The organism is Mesorhizobium argentiipisi (SeqCode) (genome assembly GCF_037179585.1).
Lineage (GTDB): Bacteria > Pseudomonadota > Alphaproteobacteria > Rhizobiales > Rhizobiaceae > Mesorhizobium > Mesorhizobium argentiipisi.
In genome coordinates, this window is sequence record NZ_JAPYKO010000004.1 from 69,818 (window position 1) to 88,907 (window position 19,090).

14 protein-coding genes and 1 pseudogene are annotated in these 19,090 nt (G+C 64.2%); 8 read left to right on the forward strand and 7 right to left on the reverse strand.

From position 1 onward, the window contains the following. The first annotated feature begins 184 nt into the window (after positions 1 to 184). The 4 genes from O7A05_RS08330 (at position 185) to O7A05_RS08345 (ending at position 4,896) form a co-directional block, all read left to right on the forward strand. On the forward strand, positions 185 to 2,689 hold the full coding sequence (locus tag O7A05_RS08330) for a heavy metal translocating P-type ATPase (protein WP_337092515.1): 2,505 nt from the start codon (positions 185 to 187) through the stop codon (positions 2,687 to 2,689). Between the two features lie 43 nt (positions 2,690 to 2,732). Further along, positions 2,733 to 3,122, forward strand: a complete 390-nt coding sequence (gene copM / locus O7A05_RS08335) for a CopM family metallochaperone (RefSeq protein WP_337092516.1) — start codon at positions 2,733 to 2,735, stop codon at positions 3,120 to 3,122. An 88-nt stretch (positions 3,123 to 3,210) separates the two neighbouring features. Further along, complete coding sequence (locus tag O7A05_RS08340) at positions 3,211 to 4,056, forward strand: aldo/keto reductase (protein ID WP_337092517.1); 846 nt, start codon at positions 3,211 to 3,213, stop codon at positions 4,054 to 4,056. Positions 4,057 to 4,086: 30 nt separating this feature from the next. Beyond that, positions 4,087 to 4,896 carry an MBL fold metallo-hydrolase gene (locus O7A05_RS08345; RefSeq protein ID WP_337092518.1) on the forward strand — a complete coding sequence of 270 codons (810 nt, stop codon included), beginning with the start codon at positions 4,087 to 4,089 and terminating at the stop codon, positions 4,894 to 4,896. A 111-nt stretch (positions 4,897 to 5,007) separates the two neighbouring features. Here the strand turns inward: O7A05_RS08345 and O7A05_RS08350 are convergent. The 3 genes and pseudogenes from O7A05_RS08350 to mutS form a co-directional block, all read right to left on the reverse strand. Beyond that, positions 5,008 to 5,568, reverse strand: a pseudogene (locus O7A05_RS08350) (TetR/AcrR family transcriptional regulator); the annotation flags it as partial. A gap of 67 nt (positions 5,569 to 5,635) precedes the next feature. After that, on the reverse strand, positions 5,636 to 6,100 hold the full coding sequence (locus tag O7A05_RS08355; RefSeq protein WP_337092519.1) for a nuclear transport factor 2 family protein: 465 nt from the start codon (positions 6,098 to 6,100) through the stop codon (positions 5,636 to 5,638). 80 nt (positions 6,101 to 6,180) lie between these two features. Beyond that, on the reverse strand, positions 6,181 to 8,913 hold the full coding sequence (mutS, locus tag O7A05_RS08360) for a DNA mismatch repair protein MutS (protein ID WP_337092520.1): 2,733 nt from the start codon (positions 8,911 to 8,913) through the stop codon (positions 6,181 to 6,183). Between the two features lie 166 nt (positions 8,914 to 9,079). Here mutS and O7A05_RS08365 point away from each other — a divergent pair, with 166 nt between their 5' ends. Together O7A05_RS08365 and O7A05_RS08370 are read left to right on the forward strand one after the other, a co-directional pair. Further along, a complete protein-coding gene (locus tag O7A05_RS08365; RefSeq protein ID WP_337092521.1) occupies positions 9,080 to 10,267 on the forward strand; it encodes a glycosyltransferase in 1,188 nt (395 codons plus the stop codon). 136 nt (positions 10,268 to 10,403) lie between these two features. Then, positions 10,404 to 12,683 carry an NADP-dependent malic enzyme gene (locus O7A05_RS08370; protein WP_337092522.1) on the forward strand — a complete coding sequence of 760 codons (2,280 nt, stop codon included), beginning with the start codon at positions 10,404 to 10,406 and terminating at the stop codon, positions 12,681 to 12,683. A 102-nt stretch (positions 12,684 to 12,785) separates the two neighbouring features. Here the strand turns inward: O7A05_RS08370 and O7A05_RS08375 are convergent, their stop codons facing one another. From O7A05_RS08375 to O7A05_RS08385, 3 genes are all read right to left on the reverse strand, one after another. Then, positions 12,786 to 13,949 (reverse strand): porin, encoded by a 1,164-nt coding sequence (locus tag O7A05_RS08375; RefSeq protein ID WP_337092523.1) that lies wholly within the window; start codon positions 13,947 to 13,949, stop codon positions 12,786 to 12,788. Positions 13,950 to 14,328: 379 nt separating this feature from the next. Then, complete coding sequence (locus tag O7A05_RS08380; protein ID WP_337092524.1) at positions 14,329 to 15,039, reverse strand: antitoxin Xre/MbcA/ParS-like domain-containing protein; 711 nt, start codon at positions 15,037 to 15,039, stop codon at positions 14,329 to 14,331. A 254-nt stretch (positions 15,040 to 15,293) separates the two neighbouring features. Further along, positions 15,294 to 16,286, reverse strand: a complete 993-nt coding sequence (locus O7A05_RS08385) for an adenosine kinase (protein ID WP_337092525.1) — start codon at positions 16,284 to 16,286, stop codon at positions 15,294 to 15,296. 312 nt (positions 16,287 to 16,598) lie between these two features. Here O7A05_RS08385 and O7A05_RS08390 point away from each other — a divergent pair, with 312 nt between their 5' ends. Both O7A05_RS08390 and O7A05_RS08395 read left to right on the forward strand, forming a co-directional pair. Next, the gene (locus O7A05_RS08390; RefSeq protein ID WP_337092526.1) at positions 16,599 to 17,501 is read left to right on the forward strand and encodes a DMT family transporter; all 903 of its coding nucleotides are present in this window, start codon (positions 16,599 to 16,601) and stop codon (positions 17,499 to 17,501) included. 65 nt (positions 17,502 to 17,566) lie between these two features. Beyond that, entirely contained in the window at positions 17,567 to 18,262 is a 696-nt protein-coding gene (locus tag O7A05_RS08395) for a sulfate transporter family protein (RefSeq protein WP_337092527.1), read from the forward strand. On the opposite strand, the gene O7A05_RS08400 is transcribed toward O7A05_RS08395, so the two are convergent. After that, positions 18,259 to 19,065 carry an isocitrate lyase/PEP mutase family protein gene (locus tag O7A05_RS08400; protein ID WP_337092528.1) on the reverse strand — a complete coding sequence of 269 codons (807 nt, stop codon included), beginning with the start codon at positions 19,063 to 19,065 and terminating at the stop codon, positions 18,259 to 18,261. The genes O7A05_RS08395 and O7A05_RS08400 overlap by 4 nt on opposite strands. Positions 19,066 to 19,090: the final 25 nt, after the last annotated feature.

Below are 19,090 nucleotides of genomic sequence, written 5' to 3' on the forward strand. Positions count from 1 at the left end.
TCCGCGGCGTCTATAGCCTTTTTTCGCGGCGCTGTGTATGGGGCCTGCGGCCGCGATTCCCATAGCAACGAGGCGTAATCCGCAATCGCCCGGCCGATTTTCGCAAAGTCGAAACCGCCCCTTGACCTTCCAGTAACTGGAAGGACTACCTCCGCCTCAATTCGAGAATTCCGAGGCATTGCTGATGACCCATTCCGACCATCACCACCACCATGCGCATGGCGGCGCCTGCTGCTCCGCGAAGAGCACCGCGCCTGCCGCCGACGCTGTGATTCGCGATCCTGTCTGCGGCATGACGGTCGATCCGGCGGCCGGCAAGCCGACGGCCGAGCATGGCGGCCGCACCTTTCATTTCTGCAGCGAACGCTGCCGCACGAAATTCCAGGCCGAACCCGAGGGCTACTTGACGGCCACCGATCCCGTCTGCGGCATGAGCGTCGACCGCGCGAGCGCGAAGCACTTCGTTCGCCATGAAGGGCAGGGCTTCTATTTCTGCTCCGCCGGTTGCAAGGGCAAGTTCGAGGCGGAGCCGGCAAAATACCTCGCTGGCCGGCCCGAGCCGCAGCCGATGCCGAGGGGCACGCAATACACATGCCCGATGCATCCCGAGATCGTCCGCGACAAGCCCGGTTCCTGCCCGATCTGCGGCATGGCGCTGGAGCCGATGGGCGTGCCGACAGGCGACCAAGGCCCTAACCCCGAGCTCGTCGATTTCACCCGCCGCTTCTGGGTCAGCGCGGTGCTCTCCCTGCCGCTCCTGATCGTTGCCATGGCGCCGATGCTGGGCGTCAGCTTCGAAATCTTCATCGACGGTCGCACCAAGACCTGGATAGAGTTGGCGCTGGCAAGCCCGGTGGTGATGTGGGCGGCGTTTCCGTTCTTCCATCGCGGCTGGGAATCGATCCTCAACCGCAGTCCGAATATGTGGACGCTGATTTCCTTGGGCGTCGGTGCTGCCTATCTCTTCAGCCTCGTCGCGACATTGTTCCCGAACGTCTTCCCGCATCAGTTCCGCGGCCATGACGGTGCGGTCCCGGTCTATTTCGAGGCCGCCGCTGTCATCGTCGCGCTGGTCTTCCTTGGACAGGTGCTGGAGCTGCGCGCCCGCGAGCGCACCGGCTCGGCCATCCGCGCCCTGCTCGACCTTGCGCCGAAGACGGCGCGGCTGATCGGCACCGACGGCTCCGAGAAGGACGTGCCGCTCGACAGCGTCAAGTCCGGCGACCGCTTGCGCATCCGTCCCGGCGATGCGGTGCCGGTCGACGGCATCGTGCTGGAGGGCCGCTCGGCGATCGACGAATCCATGATCACCGGCGAACCGCTGCCGGTCGAAAAGACGGAAGGCGACGCGCTCACCGGCGGCACGCTGAACAAGAACGGCTCGCTGGTCATGCGCGCCGAGAAGGTCGGCGCCGAAACCACGCTGTCGCGCATCGTCGAGCTGGTCGCCAAGGCGCAGCGCTCGCGCGCCCCAATCCAGGGGCTGGCCGACCGCGTGTCCTTCTATTTCGTCCCGGCCGTCGTGCTGGTGGCCGTCATTGCTTTCATCGCCTGGGCGCTCGTCGGCCCCGAGCCCAGCCTGATCTTCGCCATCGTCTCGGCGCTGTCGGTGCTGATCATCGCCTGTCCCTGCGCGCTTGGCCTCGCCACCCCGATGTCGATCATGACGGCGACCGGGCGCGGCGCGCATGCCGGCGTGCTGATCAAGGAAGCTGCGGCGCTCGAGCGCTTTGCCGCCGTCGACACGCTGATCGTCGACAAGACCGGCACGCTGACCGAAGGCAAGCCGCGGCTTACCGACATCGTTGCGGCCGGCGGCATCGATGAGAATGAGCTGCTCGGCCTCGCCGCCGTGCTTGAAAAGGGCTCGGAACATCCGCTGGCCGAGGCGATCGTCGAGGGCGCCGCCGCGCGCGGCTTGAAGCTGGCCGATGCCGTCGATTTCGAAGCCGTCACCGGCAAGGGTGTTTCGGGCATGGTATCGGGCCGGAAGGTCGCGCTCGGCAATGCGGCGATGATGACCGATCTCGGAGTCGAAACGCCGGCGGCCGATGCCGAGGCGCTGCAGGCCGACGGCAAGACGGCCATGTTCGTGGCCGTCGGCGGCAGTTTCGCCGGCATCGTCGCTGTCGCTGATCCTGTAAAGGCAACGACGGCCGAGGCGATCAAGGCGCTGCATGACAAGGGTCTGAAGATCATCATGGCCACTGGCGACAGCGAGCGCACGGCAAAAGCGATCGCCGGCAGGCTCGGCATCGATGAGGTCCGCGCCGGCCTTCTCCCCGACGGCAAAAGCGCGCTGGTGGAAGAGCTGCGCAGCAACGGCGCTGTCGTCGCCATGGCCGGCGACGGCATCAACGATGCGCCGGCGCTTGCCGCCGCCGATGTCGGCATCGCCATGGGCACCGGCGCCGATGTCGCGGTCGAAAGTGCCGGCATCACGCTGGTCAAGGGGGACTTGAACGGCATCGTCAGAGCGCGCACACTTGCCCAGGCGACGATCCGCAACATCCGCCAGAACCTGTTCTTTGCCTTTCTCTACAACGTGCTCGGCGTGCCGGTCGCGGCCGGCGTGCTCTACCCGCTCACCGGCACGCTTTTGTCGCCGATGCTGGCGGCGGCGGCGATGAGCCTGTCATCGGTGTCGGTCATCGCCAATGCCTTGCGGCTGAGGACGTTGAAACTCTGAGCAAAACCCCCAGATACGAACCCCAACCACAAGGAGAGCTTGAATGACCCTGGCCAAGAAAATCGTGCTGCTGCTGATGGCCGCCGGAATGCTGCTTGCCATGTTCCTCGAAAGCGTGCCGGCCTCGTCGGAGGAGATGAAGCACGACATGTCCAAGATGGCGATGGGCGCCCAGAGCCCGGCCACCGTCGGCTACGAGAAGGCGATGAAGAAGATGCACAAGGACATGGCGATCAAATACACCGGCAATGCCGATGTCGACTTCGTCCGCGGCATGATCCCGCATCATCAGGGCGCGATCGACATGGCCAAGGTGGTGATCGCCAATGGCAAGGATCCCGAAATTCGCAAGCTCGCCGAAGGCGTGGTCAAAGCGCAGGAAGCCGAGATCAAGGAGATGCAGGACTGGCTCGCCAAGCATGCCGCGAAGTAGCCACTCCGGGAATCCAGGCGGCCAGGCGGCTTTGGTCTGGATTTCCGATTTTGGCTGTGCTGCGATCCGGCCCCACGCGGAGAAAGCCATGCCGTCAACAGTCAGAACCCTCAAGCTGCCGTCCGGCGAAGCCGTTCCGATGCTGGGCCAAGGCACCTGGAAGATGGGTGAAGACCGGCGCCGCCGCGCCGACGAGGTCGCGGCGCTGAAGCTCGGGCTCGACCTCGGCATCACGCTGATCGACACCGCCGAAATGTATGCCAGCGGCGGCGCCGAGGAGGTGGTGGCGGAGGCCATCGCCGGGCGCCGCGACGAGACCTTCCTCGTCTCCAAGGTTTTACCCTCCAACGCCTCGCGCGCCGGCGTGAAGCGCGCCTGCGAGGCCAGCCTGAAGCGTCTCGCCACCGATCGTATCGATCTCTATCTGCTGCACTGGCCGGGCAGCGTGCCGCTGTCCGAAACCGTGGAGGCGTTCGAGGCGCTGAAGTCGCAAGGCAAGATCCGCCACTGGGGCGTCAGCAATTTCGACACGGACGAGATGGAGAATCTTGTCAGTCTGCCGGCTGGCGGCGATGTCCAGACCAACCAGGTGCTTTACAACCTGTCGCGGCGCGGGCTCGAATTCGACCTTGGGCCGTGGAGCCGGCAGCGACTCATACCGCTGATGGCCTATTCGCCGGTGGAGCAGGGCGCGCTAGCCCGCAATGCGCGGCTCGAGGCCGTCGCTGCCCGACACAACGCCACGGCCGCGCAGATCGCGCTTGCCTGGGTAATGATGCAGGACGGCGTCATCGCCATCCCGAAGGCCGGCCGCCAGGAGCATGTCCGCCAGAACGCCGCCGCGCTCGACATCGCTCTGACGGCGGAAGACCTTGCCGATCTCGACCGCGTCTTCCCGCCGCCGACGCGCAAACGCGGTCTGGAAATGATTTAGTCGAAACCTCGATCGGGCGGAGAGCAGGCATTGGAACGAATTTCAGCCGGACCTCATCACACGGCCTATAAAATCGGCGACTTGACCGTCACCTCGCTGCGCGACGGTTATGTCGACATGCCCGTCCGGCGACTGCGCCAGCCGGGAGACAAGCCTTTCGGCGACGATCTGCCGCCGCAGGTGCCGCTCTTCGACGGAGCGCTCAGATTGTCGGTCAATGCCTTTGCCGTCGGCGACGGCGAAGACATCACGCTGATTGATACGGGATCCTCAAACGCCTGGCACCCGACGATGGGCTTCCTCCCGCAGGCGCTGAGCGAAGCGCAAATAGCCGTTGGTCGGATACGCACAATTGCCTTCACCCACACCCATCTCGACCATGTCCACGGGCTCATCCGTCCGGATGGCGGCGACGGTTTCCCGCAGCTCTCCCGCTTGCTTGTCCCTCAAGCCGAGCTCGACATGTTTCGGTCGGTAGCGAGGTTGAGCCGCTTCCATGATCGAGCGCAGCCCTTGGATCCGGGACAGCACCTGAACGCGAATATCGAGCCGGTCGCCACCCCGGGTCATGAAATCGGCCATACCTGCTTTCGTGTCACGAGCGGCGGGGAAACATTGTTGGTCTGGGGCGACCTCGTGCATGTGCCGGCGCTTCAGTTCGATCGGCCGGAGGTCGCGTGGGAGTTCGACGCGGATCAGGAACAGGCGCGGGCAACCCGGTTGCGTATATTGGCCCTTGCCGCCGACAACGCCTGGTGCGTTGCTGGGGCGCATCTCGATTCACCGGGCATCGGCCGGGTTTCCCGAACCGATATCGGCTTCCGCTTCGAATCCTTCTAGATCAGGATGACGTTTCGTTGAATCGCCATCCTGATCTAACTCTTTGTTGGAGCATGATCTTCTCCGAAAACCGGTTCCCACTTTTCGGGATCGTGCTCTAAGGCGTGTCGCTGGTCGGTAGCCAAGCCGCATCCGCAGTCGCCGCAACGTCCTTGAAAACACGTCGAGGTCATTGGCGGCGCGGGCAAGCGTGAGTGCGCCCTGGATGGCGGCGACGGCTTCCTCGGCCAACTCGCTGGCCTCGTCCGGTTGCTGCCCGGATCGCGCCAGCGCGTCGGCGAGATGCGTGACCCAGCGGCCGAAATAATCCCTTATCTGGCCGGCGAAGAGGTCGCGCGAGTCATCCAGCGCGAAGGCCCCGATGAGGCAGACGCGCCGCCCGGAGCGGAAATAGCTGTCCGTCGCCGCGAGCATCTGCTCGATCCCGGCCGACGGATCGGCGCCGTCGCGCAGCGGTGCAAAGACATTGTCCTCGAACCAGCCGTCGATATGGGCAATGACGGCTCTCGCCATCTCTTCCTTGCCGCCCGGAAAGAAATGGTAGAGGCTTCCTTTGCCGAGCCCCGTCGCCTCGCCTATCAAGGCGAGGCTGGCGCCCTCATAGCCATGCTCGCGGAAGACTTCCGCCACGATCGCCAGCAACTGGCCGCGGTCCGGAGCGATGCGTCGCATGCTTAGTGTTCTTGTTTGAGCATGATCTTTTCCAAAAAAACCGCTACACACTTTTTGGGATCATGCTCTAAAGCCCGAGTTCCGAAAGGCCGGGATGATCATCCGGCCGGCGGCCGAGCGGCCAATGATATTTCCGCTCGCTTTCGGCAATCGGCAGGTCGTTGATGCTTGCCACACGACGGCGCATCAGCCCGGCCTCGTCGAATTCCCAGTTCTCGTTGCCGTAGGAGCGGAACCAATGGCCGCTGTCGTCGCGCCATTCATAGGCGAAACGCACCGCGATGCGGTTTTCATTCCAGGTCCACACTTCCTTGATCAGGCGATAGTCCAGCTCGCGCGCCCATTTGCGCTTGAGGAAGCCGACGATCTCGTCGCGGCCTGAGATGAATTCGGCCCGATTCCGCCAGATGCTGTCCTCGGTATAGGCGAGCGAAACACGTTCCGGATCGCGGCTGTTCCAGGCATCCTCCGCAAGGCGCGCCTTTTGCGCCGCGGTCTCGGCCGTGAAGGGCGGCAATGGCGGACGGCTCATGAAAATCTCCTGTCGGTTACGGTCGTCGATAACCGACATTGTACCGATCGGTACAATGAGTCAATGGCCACGGCCTGGTTCTACCGCTTCGTTGCCAGCCCCTTCAGCCGATACAGCACCTCCAGCGCCTCGCGCGGCGTCATCTCGTCGGGATTGATCGCCCCGAGCGCGTCGCCCAGCGCATCGCTCTTCACCGGCTTCGGCGCTTCGCGCTTCACCGCCACCGAAAAAAGCGGCAGATCGTCGACCAGCCGATTGGTCTTGCCTGAAACCTCGCCCTCCTCCAGCTGATGCAGAACTTCCTTGGCGCGAGCGACGACCGCCTCGGGCAGGCCGGCGAGCCGCGCCACCTGCACGCCGTAGGAGCGGTCGGCGGCACCCTTGCCGACCTCGTGCAGGAAGACGACGTCGCCTTCCCACTCCTTCACCCGCATGGTGACGTTGTGAAGCCGGGGGAGCTTGCCCGCCAGCGCCGTCATCTCGTGGAAATGCGTGGCAAAGATCGCCCGGCAGCGGTTCTTCTCATGCAGATATTCGACCGCCGCCCAGGCGATCGACAACCCGTCGAAAGTTGCCGTGCCGCGGCCGATCTCGTCGAGGATCACCAGCGCCCGCTCGCCGGCCTGGTTGAGGATCGCCGCCGTCTCGACCATCTCGACCATGAAGGTCGAGCGGCCCCGCGCTAGGTCGTCCGAGGCGCCGACGCGCGAGAACAGCCGGTCGACGACGCCGATATGGGCGCTTTGCGCCGGCACGAAGGAGCCGGTCTGGGCAAGGATGGCGATCAACGCGTTCTGCCTGAGGAATGTCGACTTACCGCCCATATTCGGGCCGGTGAGCAGCCAGATCGCGCCGGCCTTGGCGCCGCCCTGGGGCGACAGGTCGCAATCATTGGCGACGAACGGGCCTTCGCCGGAACGCCTGAGCGCCTGTTCGACCACCGGGTGACGCCCGCCGGCAATTTCAAAGGCGAGGCTGGAGTCCACCAGCGGCCGGCACCAGCCCTCGCTTTCGGAAAGCAATGCCAGGGCCGACGAAACATCCAGAGCCGCAAGCGCGTCGGCGCCGGCGCGGATCCGTTCGGCCTCGCTCACCACTTCCGCCGTCAGCCGGTCGAAGGCGGCGAGCTCGATGCTGAGCGCACGGTCGGCGGCGTTGGCGATCTTCGATTCCAGCTCCGCCAGTTCCGTCGTGGTGAAGCGCATGGCGTTGGCCATGGTCTGGCGATGGATGAAACGCGCCTTGGCGGCGTCGCTGCCGGTCATGATCGAGTGGTGGTTGGCGGTGACCTCGATGTAATAGCCGAGCACATTGTTGTGCCGGATCTTCAGCGAGCGGATGCCGGTTTCCTCGATCAGCGAGCGCTCAAGTCCGGCGATCACCTTTCGCGATTCGTCGCGCAGTGCCCGCATCTCGTCGAGCTCGGCATTGTATCCCGACCGCACGAAGCCGCCGTCGCGCTTGATCAGCGGCAACTCATCGTCCAGCGCTTCGCTGAGGTGGCGGGCAAGCGCCTCCGGCAAGGCCTTGATCGCGGCCAGTGCCGCGGCGAGTTCGGCGGGCAGATCGGCCGCCGCGAACAATTCGGCGATCGCGCCGGCCGCCTCGAAGCCGGCGCGCAGCGCGCCCAGATCGCGCGGTCCGCCGCGGTTGAGCGCCAGACGGGAGAGCGCGCGCGGCATGTCGGCGACGCTTTTGAGGCTCGCCCGCAGACCCTGGCAAAGCCGCGTCTCGGAGCGGAAGAACGACACCGAATCCAGCCTGGCCGCGATTGCCATCGGATCGGTCAGCGGCGCCATCAGCCGGTCGGCGAGCAGTCGCGCGCCGCCGCCCGTGACGGTACGGTCGATTGCCTTGAACAGCGAGCCGTCGCGGCTGCCGGAGAGTGTCCGCAGCAGTTCCAGATTGGCGCGCGTCGCCGGATCGATGAACAGCGTCGAGCCTTGCTCCTCCCGTTCGGGCCGCGATAGCGGCGGGCGTTCGGCCTTCTGCGTCTTTTCGACGTAAGCGATGGCACCCGATATCGCCGACAGCTCGGCGCGCGAGAAGGTGCCGAAACTGTCCGGCGTCGCGACCTCGAAGAAGCGCGCGATACGGCCCGTGGCCGAGGCCGAATCGAACAGCGACGGCGGCTGCGGATTGGCGACGCGGCCCAGCACGTCGAACACGGGCCTGAGCTCCGGATCATGGAAAACCGGCTCGGCGACGATCAGCTCACGCGGGTCGACGCGGAAGATGTCGGCAAGCAGCCGCTCCGCGCTCGTTTCGGCAACGCGGAAGGCGCCGGTCGAAATGTCGATCCAGGCCAGCGCAAAGCCGGCCTGGCTGGCCGCGCCTCCCTTTACGCGGCCGAGCGCCATCAGGAAGCTCGATTCCGAGGGCGCGAGCAGCTTGTCCTCGGTGATGGTGCCTGGCGTGACCAGCCGCACCACGTCACGCCGCACCACCGATTTGGAGCCGCGTTTCTTGGCTTCGGCCGGGTCCTCGATTTGCTCGCAGACGGCGACGCGAAAACCTTGCGCGATCAGCTTCTGCAGATAATCGTCCGCGGCATGCACCGGCACGCCGCACATCGGGATGTCGTTGCCCTGGTGCTTGCCGCGCTTGGTCAAAACGATGCCGAGCGCCTGGCTCGCCTTCTCCGCGTCGTCGAAGAACAGCTCGTAGAAATCGCCCATGCGGTAGAACAGCAGCGAATCCGGGTTCGCCGCCTTGATCTCGATATATTGCTCCATCATCGGCGTGACGCCGGCCGTGACAAACGGTGCCGGTGCCGCCGTGGCGTTGTCTTCTGACGGGATGCGCATATCCATCCTGGCACGCTAGCAGATGTGGGCGGGCGGTTTAATGCCGGCGGTTGCAAAAACGGGGGACGAGTGGGCCGTTGTCGCCATCAGCGGGACGGGCGCGGAGGGCATGTTGCCTCATGCCGCCGGCCGACATATGGATCGTTCGGGGTCATGAGAAGATAGCGGGGCGATGAAGAAGGACGGACACGAGACGTTCGAGGAGATGGTCGGCCCGGCCGGCTCGCCGCTCAGGCGTGTGCGGCTTCTTGCCGCCAACCGCGCCAATCGTACCAGAACCAAGATCAAGGCGTGGGTGCGGACACGGTTTCCCTTCATCCTGCCGGCGCGCGGGCCGCTCTCCAGACTCGATGGCGGCATCGACATGCCCGTCCATATCTTCAGTCGCGATCCGTTGATCCTCTATATACCCGTCGGCGGCCGGCGCCCGCTCTACGCACTCGCTGCCCTCTGCCGGCGCATGGTGCCACGGCGCGCTACCTTCCTTTTGATGCCGAACTGGACGCTGGAAAGGCCCGCCGTCGTCGAGCAGATACGCAAGGATCTCGCATGGTTCGCCGCGGTCTGCCCCAACCATGACATGATCTTCCTCTGCAACACGGAGGAAGAGCGCCGTCTGATTGCAGGCGTAGGCGGCGCGGCGATCTTTTCCAACCACAATCTGATGATTTCGGAAGACATCTTCCGGCCGCTGCCGGACGTGCCGGTCGAATACGATGCTGTCTACAATGGCCGCATCTCGCACACGAAGCGGCACCACCTCGCCTTCGGGATCGAAAGACTGGTCCATGTGACGTCCTCGATCGGCGAATTGCCGCCGGCCGGCGACCGCGCCTTTATCCGCCGGCTGCAGGCGCAATCGCCGCTTCACAGCATCGCCAATCCACTCGTTGACGGCCTGCCCGGGCGGATGCCGCCTCACGAAGTCAACGGCGTCTACAACCGGGCCGCGGTCGGGCTCTGCCTGTCGGCGGTGGAAGGGGCGATGTATTCCAGCATGGAGTATCTGCTGGCCGGTCTGCCGATCGTCTCGACGCCGAGCATCGGCGGCCGCGATGTCTATTTCGATCCGGACTACTGCCTTATCGCCGAGCCGGAGCCGGTCGCAATTCGCCGTGCGGTCGAGCGACTTCGCGACCGCGCTATCCCGCGCGAGGAGATTCGTGGCCGCACGCTGGAACGGGTGCAGGCGCAACGGCTGGAACTGATGGCCTATCTTTCGGCGCTTAAGCAGAGCATGGGAAGCAACGATCCGCCTTTCTCCGAATGGCCGTTCGCCGGCACCTCCGGGCTGACGCGGTGGGCCCCGGTACGCGAGCACCTGCGCGAGATTGCCGCGATCTCATCGGGCAAGATTTGACCGCTTGTCTGCGCCGGCGGAGGAACAAAATCACTGGATCGCTTGGCGGTTTACAGCGGCGGCGTGTAGCCTTAAGCGGGTAATTCAAAATGATGGGCCTCAAGAGCGCGAAGTGCTGGGAGAAACGTCAGGCATCATGGCCAGGAAAACCGAAAGCAGCGGCCCCTCCGTCAGTCCCGAGGAGGCGTTGGAGTTCCACGCCATGGGACGGCCCGGCAAGCTGGAGATCGTCGCCACCAAGCCGATGGCGACGCAGCGCGATCTGAGCCTCGCCTATTCGCCGGGCGTCGCCGTTCCGGTGCGCGCCATCGCCGAGGATCCGAGCCGCGCTTTCGACTATACGACGCGCGGCAACATGGTCGCCGTCATCTCCAACGGCACCGCCATTCTCGGTCTCGGCAATCTCGGCGCGCTGGCCTCCAAGCCGGTGATGGAAGGCAAGGCGGTGCTGTTCAAGCGCTTTGCCGATGTCGATTCGATCGACCTCGAAGTGGCGACCGAGGACGCTGACGAGTTCATCAATTGCGTGCGCTTCCTCGGGCCTTCCTTCGGCGGCATCAATCTCGAGGACATCAAGGCGCCGGAATGCTTCATCATCGAGCAGCGGCTGCGCGAGCTGATGGACATTCCCGTCTTCCATGACGACCAGCACGGCACGGCAATCATCTCGGCCGCCGGGCTGATCAACGCGCTGGAGATCACCGGCCGCGACATGAAGACCACAAAGATGGTCTGCAACGGCGCGGGCGCCGCGGGCATCGCCTGTATCGAACTGATGAAGGCGATGGGCTTTCCGCCCGAAAACGTCATCCTGTGCGACACCAAGGGCGTGGTCTACCAGGGCCGCACCGAAGGCATGAACCAGTGGAAGTCGGCGCATGCGGTCAAGACCGATCTGCGCAGCCTCGCCGAAGCGCTGGACGGCGCCGACGTCTTCCTTGGTCTGTCCGCCAAGGGCATGCTGACGTCCGCCATGGTGCAATCCATGGCGAAAAATCCGATCATCTTCGCCATGGCCAATCCCGATCCCGAGATCACGCCGGAGGAAGTGGCCGAGATCCGCACCGACGCCGTCATGGCCACCGGCCGCTCGGACTATCCGAACCAGGTCAACAATGTGCTGGGCTTCCCCTATATCTTCCGCGGCGCGCTGGATGTGCGCGCCACCACCATCAATGACGACATGAAGATCGCGGCCGCCAGGGCGCTGGCCGAGCTGGCTCGTCAGGACGTGCCCGACGACGTCGCCGCCGCCTATCAGGGCAACCGGCCGAAATTCGGCCCCAACTACATCATCCCGGTGCCGTTCGATCCGCGCCTGATCTCGGCGATCCCGCTGGCGGTGGCCAAGGCCGCGATGGAATCCGGCGTCGCCCGCAAGCCGATCCTCGACCTCGATCGCTACGCGCAGGAACTGTCCGCACGCCGGGACCCGATCGCCTCCACCTTGCAGCGCATCTACGACCGCGTGCGCCGCCAGCCCAAGCGCATCGTCTTCGCCGAGGGCGAGGAGGAACAGGTGATGCGCGCCGCCGTCTCCTATGTGAACCAGAGGCTCGGCACCGCGATCCTGCTCGGCCGCGACGACGTCATCAAGGACAATGCCCGAAATGCCGGCATCGACCTCAACAAGCCGGGCCTCGAGATCATCAATGCCAGGCTGTCGCGGCGCAACGGCATCTACACCGACTATCTCTACGAGCGCATGCAGCGGAAGGGTTTTCTGTTCCGCGACTGCCAGCGCCTGATCAACAACGACCGCAACCATTTCGCCGCTTGCATGGTGGCGCTGGGCGACGCCGACGGCATCGTCACCGGCGTGACCCGCAACTATTCCACCGCGCTCGACGACGTGCGCCGCATCATCGACGCCAAGCCCGGCCACCGCGTCATCGGCGTCTCGGTCGTGCTCGCGCGCGGCCGCACGGTGCTGGTCGCCGACACCGCCGTGCACGACATGCCGAACGCCGAGCAGATCGCCGACATCGCCGAGGAGGCGGCCGGTTTCGCCCGCCGCATGGGTTACGAACCGAGGATCGCGATGCTTGCCTATTCGACCTTCGGCCATCCGCAGGGCGAACGTTCCGAGCGTGTGCAGGAGGCGGTGCGCATCCTCGACAAGCGCCGCGTCGATTTCGAGTATGACGGCGAGATGGCGGCCGACGTGGCGCTGAACCCGCGCGCCATGGCGCAATATCCGTTCATCCGGCTGACCGGCCCGGCCAACGTGCTGGTGATGCCCGCCTTCCACTCGGCCTCGATCTCGACCAAGATGCTGCAGGAGCTCGGCGGCTCGACCGTCATCGGCCCGCTGCTGGTCGGCCTCAACAAGCCGGTGCAGATTGTGTCGCTGAATGCCAAAGACAGCGACATCGTCAATATGGCGGCAATTGCAGCTTATACGGCGGGCAACTGACGAAGGCGTTTGCTGACGAGGCGTTTGCCCACATCGCCAACGTTTGGAATTGGAAAAGGCCCGCGGCGATGCCGCGAGCCTTCCCTGAGATCGCCAGTCCGATCAGAAATTGCGCTGGAAGCGAACGATGCCGCCGACGCTGTTCTTCTTGTCGGCCTTGGTCCAGTCGACGACATTGGTGTCACCGATCCCATCGTCAAACCTGCCGAAATGGTCCCAATCAACTTCGCCTGTGATCGTGAAGCCCGGAACGATGCTGTAGGCGATGTTCGCAGCCACGGCGTAGTTCTTGTCGTCGTCAGCCGAAGCCTGGAGGTTGAACGAAGTCTTGGCGTCGAACTTGTAGGTGCCGCCACCCCAGACAGCCCAGTTGCCGCCCCACGGCTTGTAGAAGCCGCGGCCATGGGTGTTGATGGCGTTACCCGCGTCGCGGAAGTTATCGTCCGTACCGTAGCCGCCCATGATGAACAGCGTCAGTTCCTTGGTGACATTGACATCCAGGCGAACCTTGCCGGCCACTTCTTCGTAGTTGCTGTCATAGGCAACGACGCCGGTGATCGCACCCCAGTCGCCCTTATACTTCAGACCGCCGACGACATGCGGAACGTAGCTGTCGATCGTGCCTGCGATAACGCCCGTACCCGTGCCGGTAGCAAGACCTGTAACGTCCGATCCTTCTTCAAGGGAGATCACGCCCGAGAAGCCGCTGCCAGCATCGAAGTAGTAGCTGACGACATTGGTGTCCTTTATGCCGTACGGGATGGTCGTGTCCTGGATGACGTTGCCGGCATAGCCGATGAACGAGTCATAAGGCGTCTCGTCCTTGCCGACGCGCAGCCCGCCGAGCTGGATCCAAGCGAAGTTCAGCGTTGGCGTGCTCGTCGGGCCACCATTCTTGAAGTTGAAACGCGTCTCGGTATAGGTCTTCAACGTGCCGAGCTCGGTCTCCTTGCCGGTCCAAGTCTTCAGGTTAAAACGGGCGTTCTTGTTCCAGCTGTTCTGCGAGTCGCCGTCCTGAACGTCGGTGGTCTTGCGGCCGTCGAAAGTGCCGACGTCGCCGAAGCCGGCGTCATAGCGGATGTAGCCGCCGACGCGCAGGCAGGTCTCGGTGCCGGGGATGTAGAAATAGCCGGCGCCATAGACGTCGCAGATTTTCACGTATTCGGCCGGTTCCGGCTCGGCGACGGTGACCGCGTCGGCGGCGCGGGCGCCCGAAACTGCGATCAGAGCCGCAGCGGAGCCGAGTAGAAGGCTCTTGATGTTCATTTTCTTGAATCTCCAGTCAAAGGTTCAAGACAGGCCTGACGTGCCGTTCGGCTTTGCCACCCCCGTCCCCATCGTTGAAAAAGCACGCACACCGGCGCCGCTTCTTCGCCTTCGACATGGCCTAATCGTTGGCCTCACACAACAGGCATTGTGTCGGAAAGGCGGCCTTTTGAACTCTTGTGGAAGTCTTGTTGCGCAAATATCACGTCACATAAATGCAAAGATGGGACATTTCGAACAATAAGTACAATCAGAACATAAGGTAACCTACGCAGTATGCCAAATGTGCCAATTATTACATTTTTATGACGAATGATTTGCCGGATAAATTTCTAAAAATCCGGATAAACATAGAAAAATCGACTCCGCGAAAGAGGAGTCAGGATAGAGTGCGGGCGGCACGGATGACGTCCTCGACCATGTCTTTCCGTAACATCTCGATGGGGATGCGGCCGTCGAGCTCGGGCGAGGGTCGGGTCAGCCAAAACCAGGCAAGCCTCGGATTGGCGATCGCCGAAAGCACGTCGCTGATCCCGGGAACTGGCCTGCCGTCGACGAATTGGGCCAATGGGAAGACATGCTTGCGGCCGCCCTTGCGCAGCGCGACGACCTCGCTGCGTCTTTGCCAGCGATGCAGCGTGGAACGCGGGATGCGGAGCTTCTCTTCCAGATAGGTCGAGCCGGCGACCTCGCCGGCCCAATCCTCGATCAGCATCGATTGGAGCTCCGCGGCTCGCTCGGCGATCGGCTGCGCCGCAGGCCTCTCTGTCTCCGATTTCGGCGGTGAGCGCTCAAGAGCGCGGCCGGATGTGGCCGGGCCGTCGCTCGCGGCCTTGTTCGTCATCGCACGAAAGAAGTCGGAGGCAAGGTCGGTCCACTCACCCTTGAAGGAGCTGATGGCAAGGCGCTGTGCTTGCGGCAGGAAGGGCAGGGCGGCAGCCACATGGCCCGCGATCTTGCTTGCTGAAGCAAGCGCCTCGGCGTCCAGCATGACGCCATGCTGCATCAGCGCCTGGTGCACGGCTTCGGTCATAAGGCCTGCCAAGGCCTCTTGTGAAATCCCGCCGGACGGGTTCTGGAATCTGGTCATCACTCTTGGCCCGCGCTCCTCCCCAGGCGCCGGCGATTGCTGAAATTCTATTGCGGAAAATAAGAAACGCGACGGCATCGGGCCCCGCGGCCCGGCAGCTTGCTGGCTTGCATCTTCACACCCCTGGTTTGGCGTGCCGAAATGTCAGTCGCGGAACGCCCAGATTGCGTGTAGGAGCACTCTGTGACAGGGGCGCGACAGAGAAGCCGGTTTGACCCTGTTGGCGGTGACGCAACGGTACTTATCGAGCAGCTCTAAAGAAGCCCCACTTGCTCGGCCTCGCGGCGCAAGTTCTGGCGCGGACGCGGGCCGATCTGCTGGATCACCAACCCGGCGGCCAGCGAGCCGAGGTCGCCGCAATCCTTGAGGCTGCGGCCGGTCGTGTAGCCGTAGAGGAAGCCGGCGGCATAGAGGTCGCCGGCGCCGGTCGTGTCGACCAGTTCCTTGATCTTCGTCGCCTGGATGGTGACGGTCTCGTCGCCGCGCACGATCACCGAGCCTTTTTCAGAACGGGTGACGGCGGCTATTCTGCAATCCTTGCGGATGGCCGCGAGCGCCTCCTCGAAGGAAGCGGTCTGATAGAGCGATTTGATCTCGTGGCTGTTGGCAAAGACGATGTCGACGGTGCCCGAGCGCATCAGCTCGAGGAATTCGTCGCGGTAGCGGTCGACGCAGAAGGAATCCGACAGCGTCATCGACACTTCGCGGCCCGCCGCGTGCGCCAGATTCGCCGTCTGGCGGATGGCCTCCTTGGCGCGCGGCGGATCCCACAGATAGCCCTCGAAATAGGTCACCTTGGCGCCGGCCGCCTTATCGGCCTCGACGTCTTCCGGGCCAAGCTCTACGCAGGCGCCGAGATAGGTGTTCATCGAACGCTCGCCGTCGGGCGTGACGAATATCATCGAGCGCGCAGTCGGAGGGGCGCCCTCGAGCGGCCTGGTATCGAAGGCGACGCCCTGGGCGTGGATGTCATGGGTGTAGATGTCGCCCAGCGCGTCGTTCGACACCTTGCCGAAGAAGGCGGCTCGTCCGCCGAGACTGGCGACCCCGGCCGCCGTGTTGCCGGCGCTGCCGCCTGAAGTCTCGATCGCCGGTCCCATGCGGCTGTAAAGCAATTCGGCGCGCCTGGCATCGATGAGGTTCATCGCGCCCTTTATGATGCCGTTGGTCTCGAGAAAGGCTTCGTCGCACTGCGCGATGATGTCGACAATGGCATTGCCGATGCAAAGCACGTCATATTCCGGCATCAAAATCTCCGCCAAGGACCTACCCGGCTATCTGGCATGCCGGCCGGGCGCGGGTCTAGCGACTTGGCATTGCTTTGCCTACCCCGAAAATCTGTCTGGCCGGCCTTGGCGCCGATCGTTCGCCGGCTGCGGCAGTGTTCGCGTGCAACTGGCCCATATCAGCCGCGGGCTTCGCCGCTATGGTTCCACGGCGATCGAAACATTTCCGCGTCGCCATGGCCTAGAAGCAATTCCAGGAAAAAGTGCGTGGCGGTTTTCCGTCCGGCATTGCGTAACAACAAAGCGGATCGTCCCGCACCGGAAGGCGCAGAAATGTCCGAAAAGACCGAAATGTCCACCGACCTCGCGCTGCTCGGCGTCCTGGCGGTGCTGTGGGGCGCCTCCTACACCTTCATCAAGATCGGGGTCGAGACGATCCCGCCGGTGACCTTCATCGCCGCCCGTACCTTGATCGCCGGGGCTATCCTCTTCACCATCATCCGCTGGCGCGGCCTTGCCATGCCCGCCGATACGGCGATATGGCGCCGGTTCGCCTTCCAAGCCTGTCTCAACAGCGTCGTGCCGTTCACGCTGATCGCCGCCGCCGAGCGCTCGGTCGATGCCGGCCTCGCCACCATCCTCAATTCGACGTCGCCGATCTTCACCTTCCTGCTGACGGCATTGATCACGCGCCATGAGCCCGTCACGGCGCGCAAGCTGGTCGGCGTCGGCGCCGGCATCGTCGGCATCTGTCTCATCATTGGCACGCAGGCGCTCGGCGGGCTTGGCCATCAATTGTGGGCGCAGCTTGCGATCGTCATCGCGACGGTCTCCTATGCCGGGGCGGCGATCTTCGGCCGCGGCTTCAAGGGCCTCGATCCGATGATACCCGCTGCTGGCTCGATGCTTTGCGGCGCCGTCATCCTTGTGCCGCTGAGTCTGGTCGTCGACCGGCCATGGACGCTTGCGCCGTCGGGCGCATCGATCCTGGCCCTGCTCGGCCTATCGGTCTTCTCGACGGCGCTGGCCTTCGTCATCTATTTCCGCCTGATCCACACGCTGGGATCGGTCGGCACCACCTCGCAGGCCTATCTGCGCGTGCCGATCGGCGTCGGCATCGGCGCCGTCTTCCTCGGCGAAAGCCTCGGGGCCTCGGCCTGGATCGGCATGGCCTTCGTCGTCGCCGGCGTCGCGGCAATGACGATTCCGGCTCGACAGACCCGGCTCGCCCAATAGTTGCGCGTAGCATCAAGCCTGCTTATCTGCGAAGCGTCGTTTCTCGATGAGTGCTTGGACCTGCCGTGATCTTAGACGCTGCCCGCGCCGCCGCCAGCCGGCTGTTCTCGCCCGAATTCCGCTCCGTCTTCCTCAAGACGCTGGGGCTGACGCTGCTCGCTCTGCTGGCGCTGTGGGTCGGCCTGGAAAGCCTGCTCGAATGGCTGGCCTGGCCTTGGCTGCAAACGCTGTTCCCGGGCCTCCCGTCCTGGGCCGGGTGGCTGGGCGGCATCATCGCCGGCATCGTTATGGCCGTGGGCTTGGCATTGCTCATCGCGCCGGTGACGGCGATCATCGCCGCCCTGTTTCTCGACGATATTGCCGAAGTGGTCGAGCGCACCGATTATCCCAACGATCGGCCCGGCCATGCCGTGCCGGCTCTGCATTCGCTTGTGCTGGCGATCAAATTCTTTGGCGTCGTCGTCCTCGGCAACATCGTCGCGCTGCTCTTGCTTCTGGTGCCGGGCATCAACATTGCCGCTTTCTTCATCGTCAACGGCTATCTGCTCGGCCGCGAATTCTTCGAGTTCGCCGCCATGCGTTTTCGCCCCGAGGCGGAGGCCAAGGCGCTGCGCCGCAAATATGCCGGCACAGTGTTCCTGGCCGGACTGGTCATCGCCCTGTTCCTGACCGTGCCGCTGCTCAACCTGCTGACGCCGCTCTTCGCGGCTGCCATGATGGTGCACCTGCACAAGGCGGTTTCGGCGCGGGAACTGGTTTAGTCGGTGTCGCCGCCGTGGAACAGCGCCTGCAGCTTGCCGAACGGCATCGCCGCGCGGGTGAAGCCGAAGGTGCCGTCCTGCTGGATTTCGCGCGCCGCTGTCTCCAGCATGCCATAGGCGAAATTGGTCAGCCACGGTCCGAGCGAAATGCGTTTGACGCCGGCCATGGCAAGGTCGGCGATGGTGAAGCCGGGCCGGGCCATCACATTGACCGGTCGGCCCACCGACGAGCAGATCGTGCGCACCATCTCGACGTCGCCGATGCCCGGCGCGTAAAGCACGTCGGCGCCGGCTTTCTCGAAGGCCTGCAGGCGCTTGATGGTGTCGTCGAGATCGGTCTTGCCCCACAGGAAATTCTCGGCCCGCGCGGTGAAGACGAAATCATGCTTGAGCGCCCGGGCCGCCTCGACGGCGGCAGCGACGCGTTCGGCGGCCAGCGAGAAATCGTAGATCGGATTGGCGGGGTCGCCGGTGTGGTCCTCGATCGAGCAGCCGGCAAGGCCGGCGGCTTCGGCCGCGAAGATGGTCTCGGCGGCCTGTTCGGGGCTGTCGCCCTTGCCGCGCTCCAGATCGGCCGAAACCGGCAGGTCTGTCGCCGCCGTTACCTCGCGGCAATGATGGATCATGGCCTCGAAGGTCACGGCGCCGTCCGGCAGGCCGCGCGAGAAGGCGAAGCCGGCGCTGGTCGTCGCCAGCGCCTTGAAGCCGAACGAAGCGAGAAGCTTGGTCGTGCCTATGTCCCAAGGGTTGGGCATGACGAAGGTGGAGGCATGCAGATCGCGAAAAATCTTGCCTTTGTCCATGATGGATCCTCAATCATGATCGGGG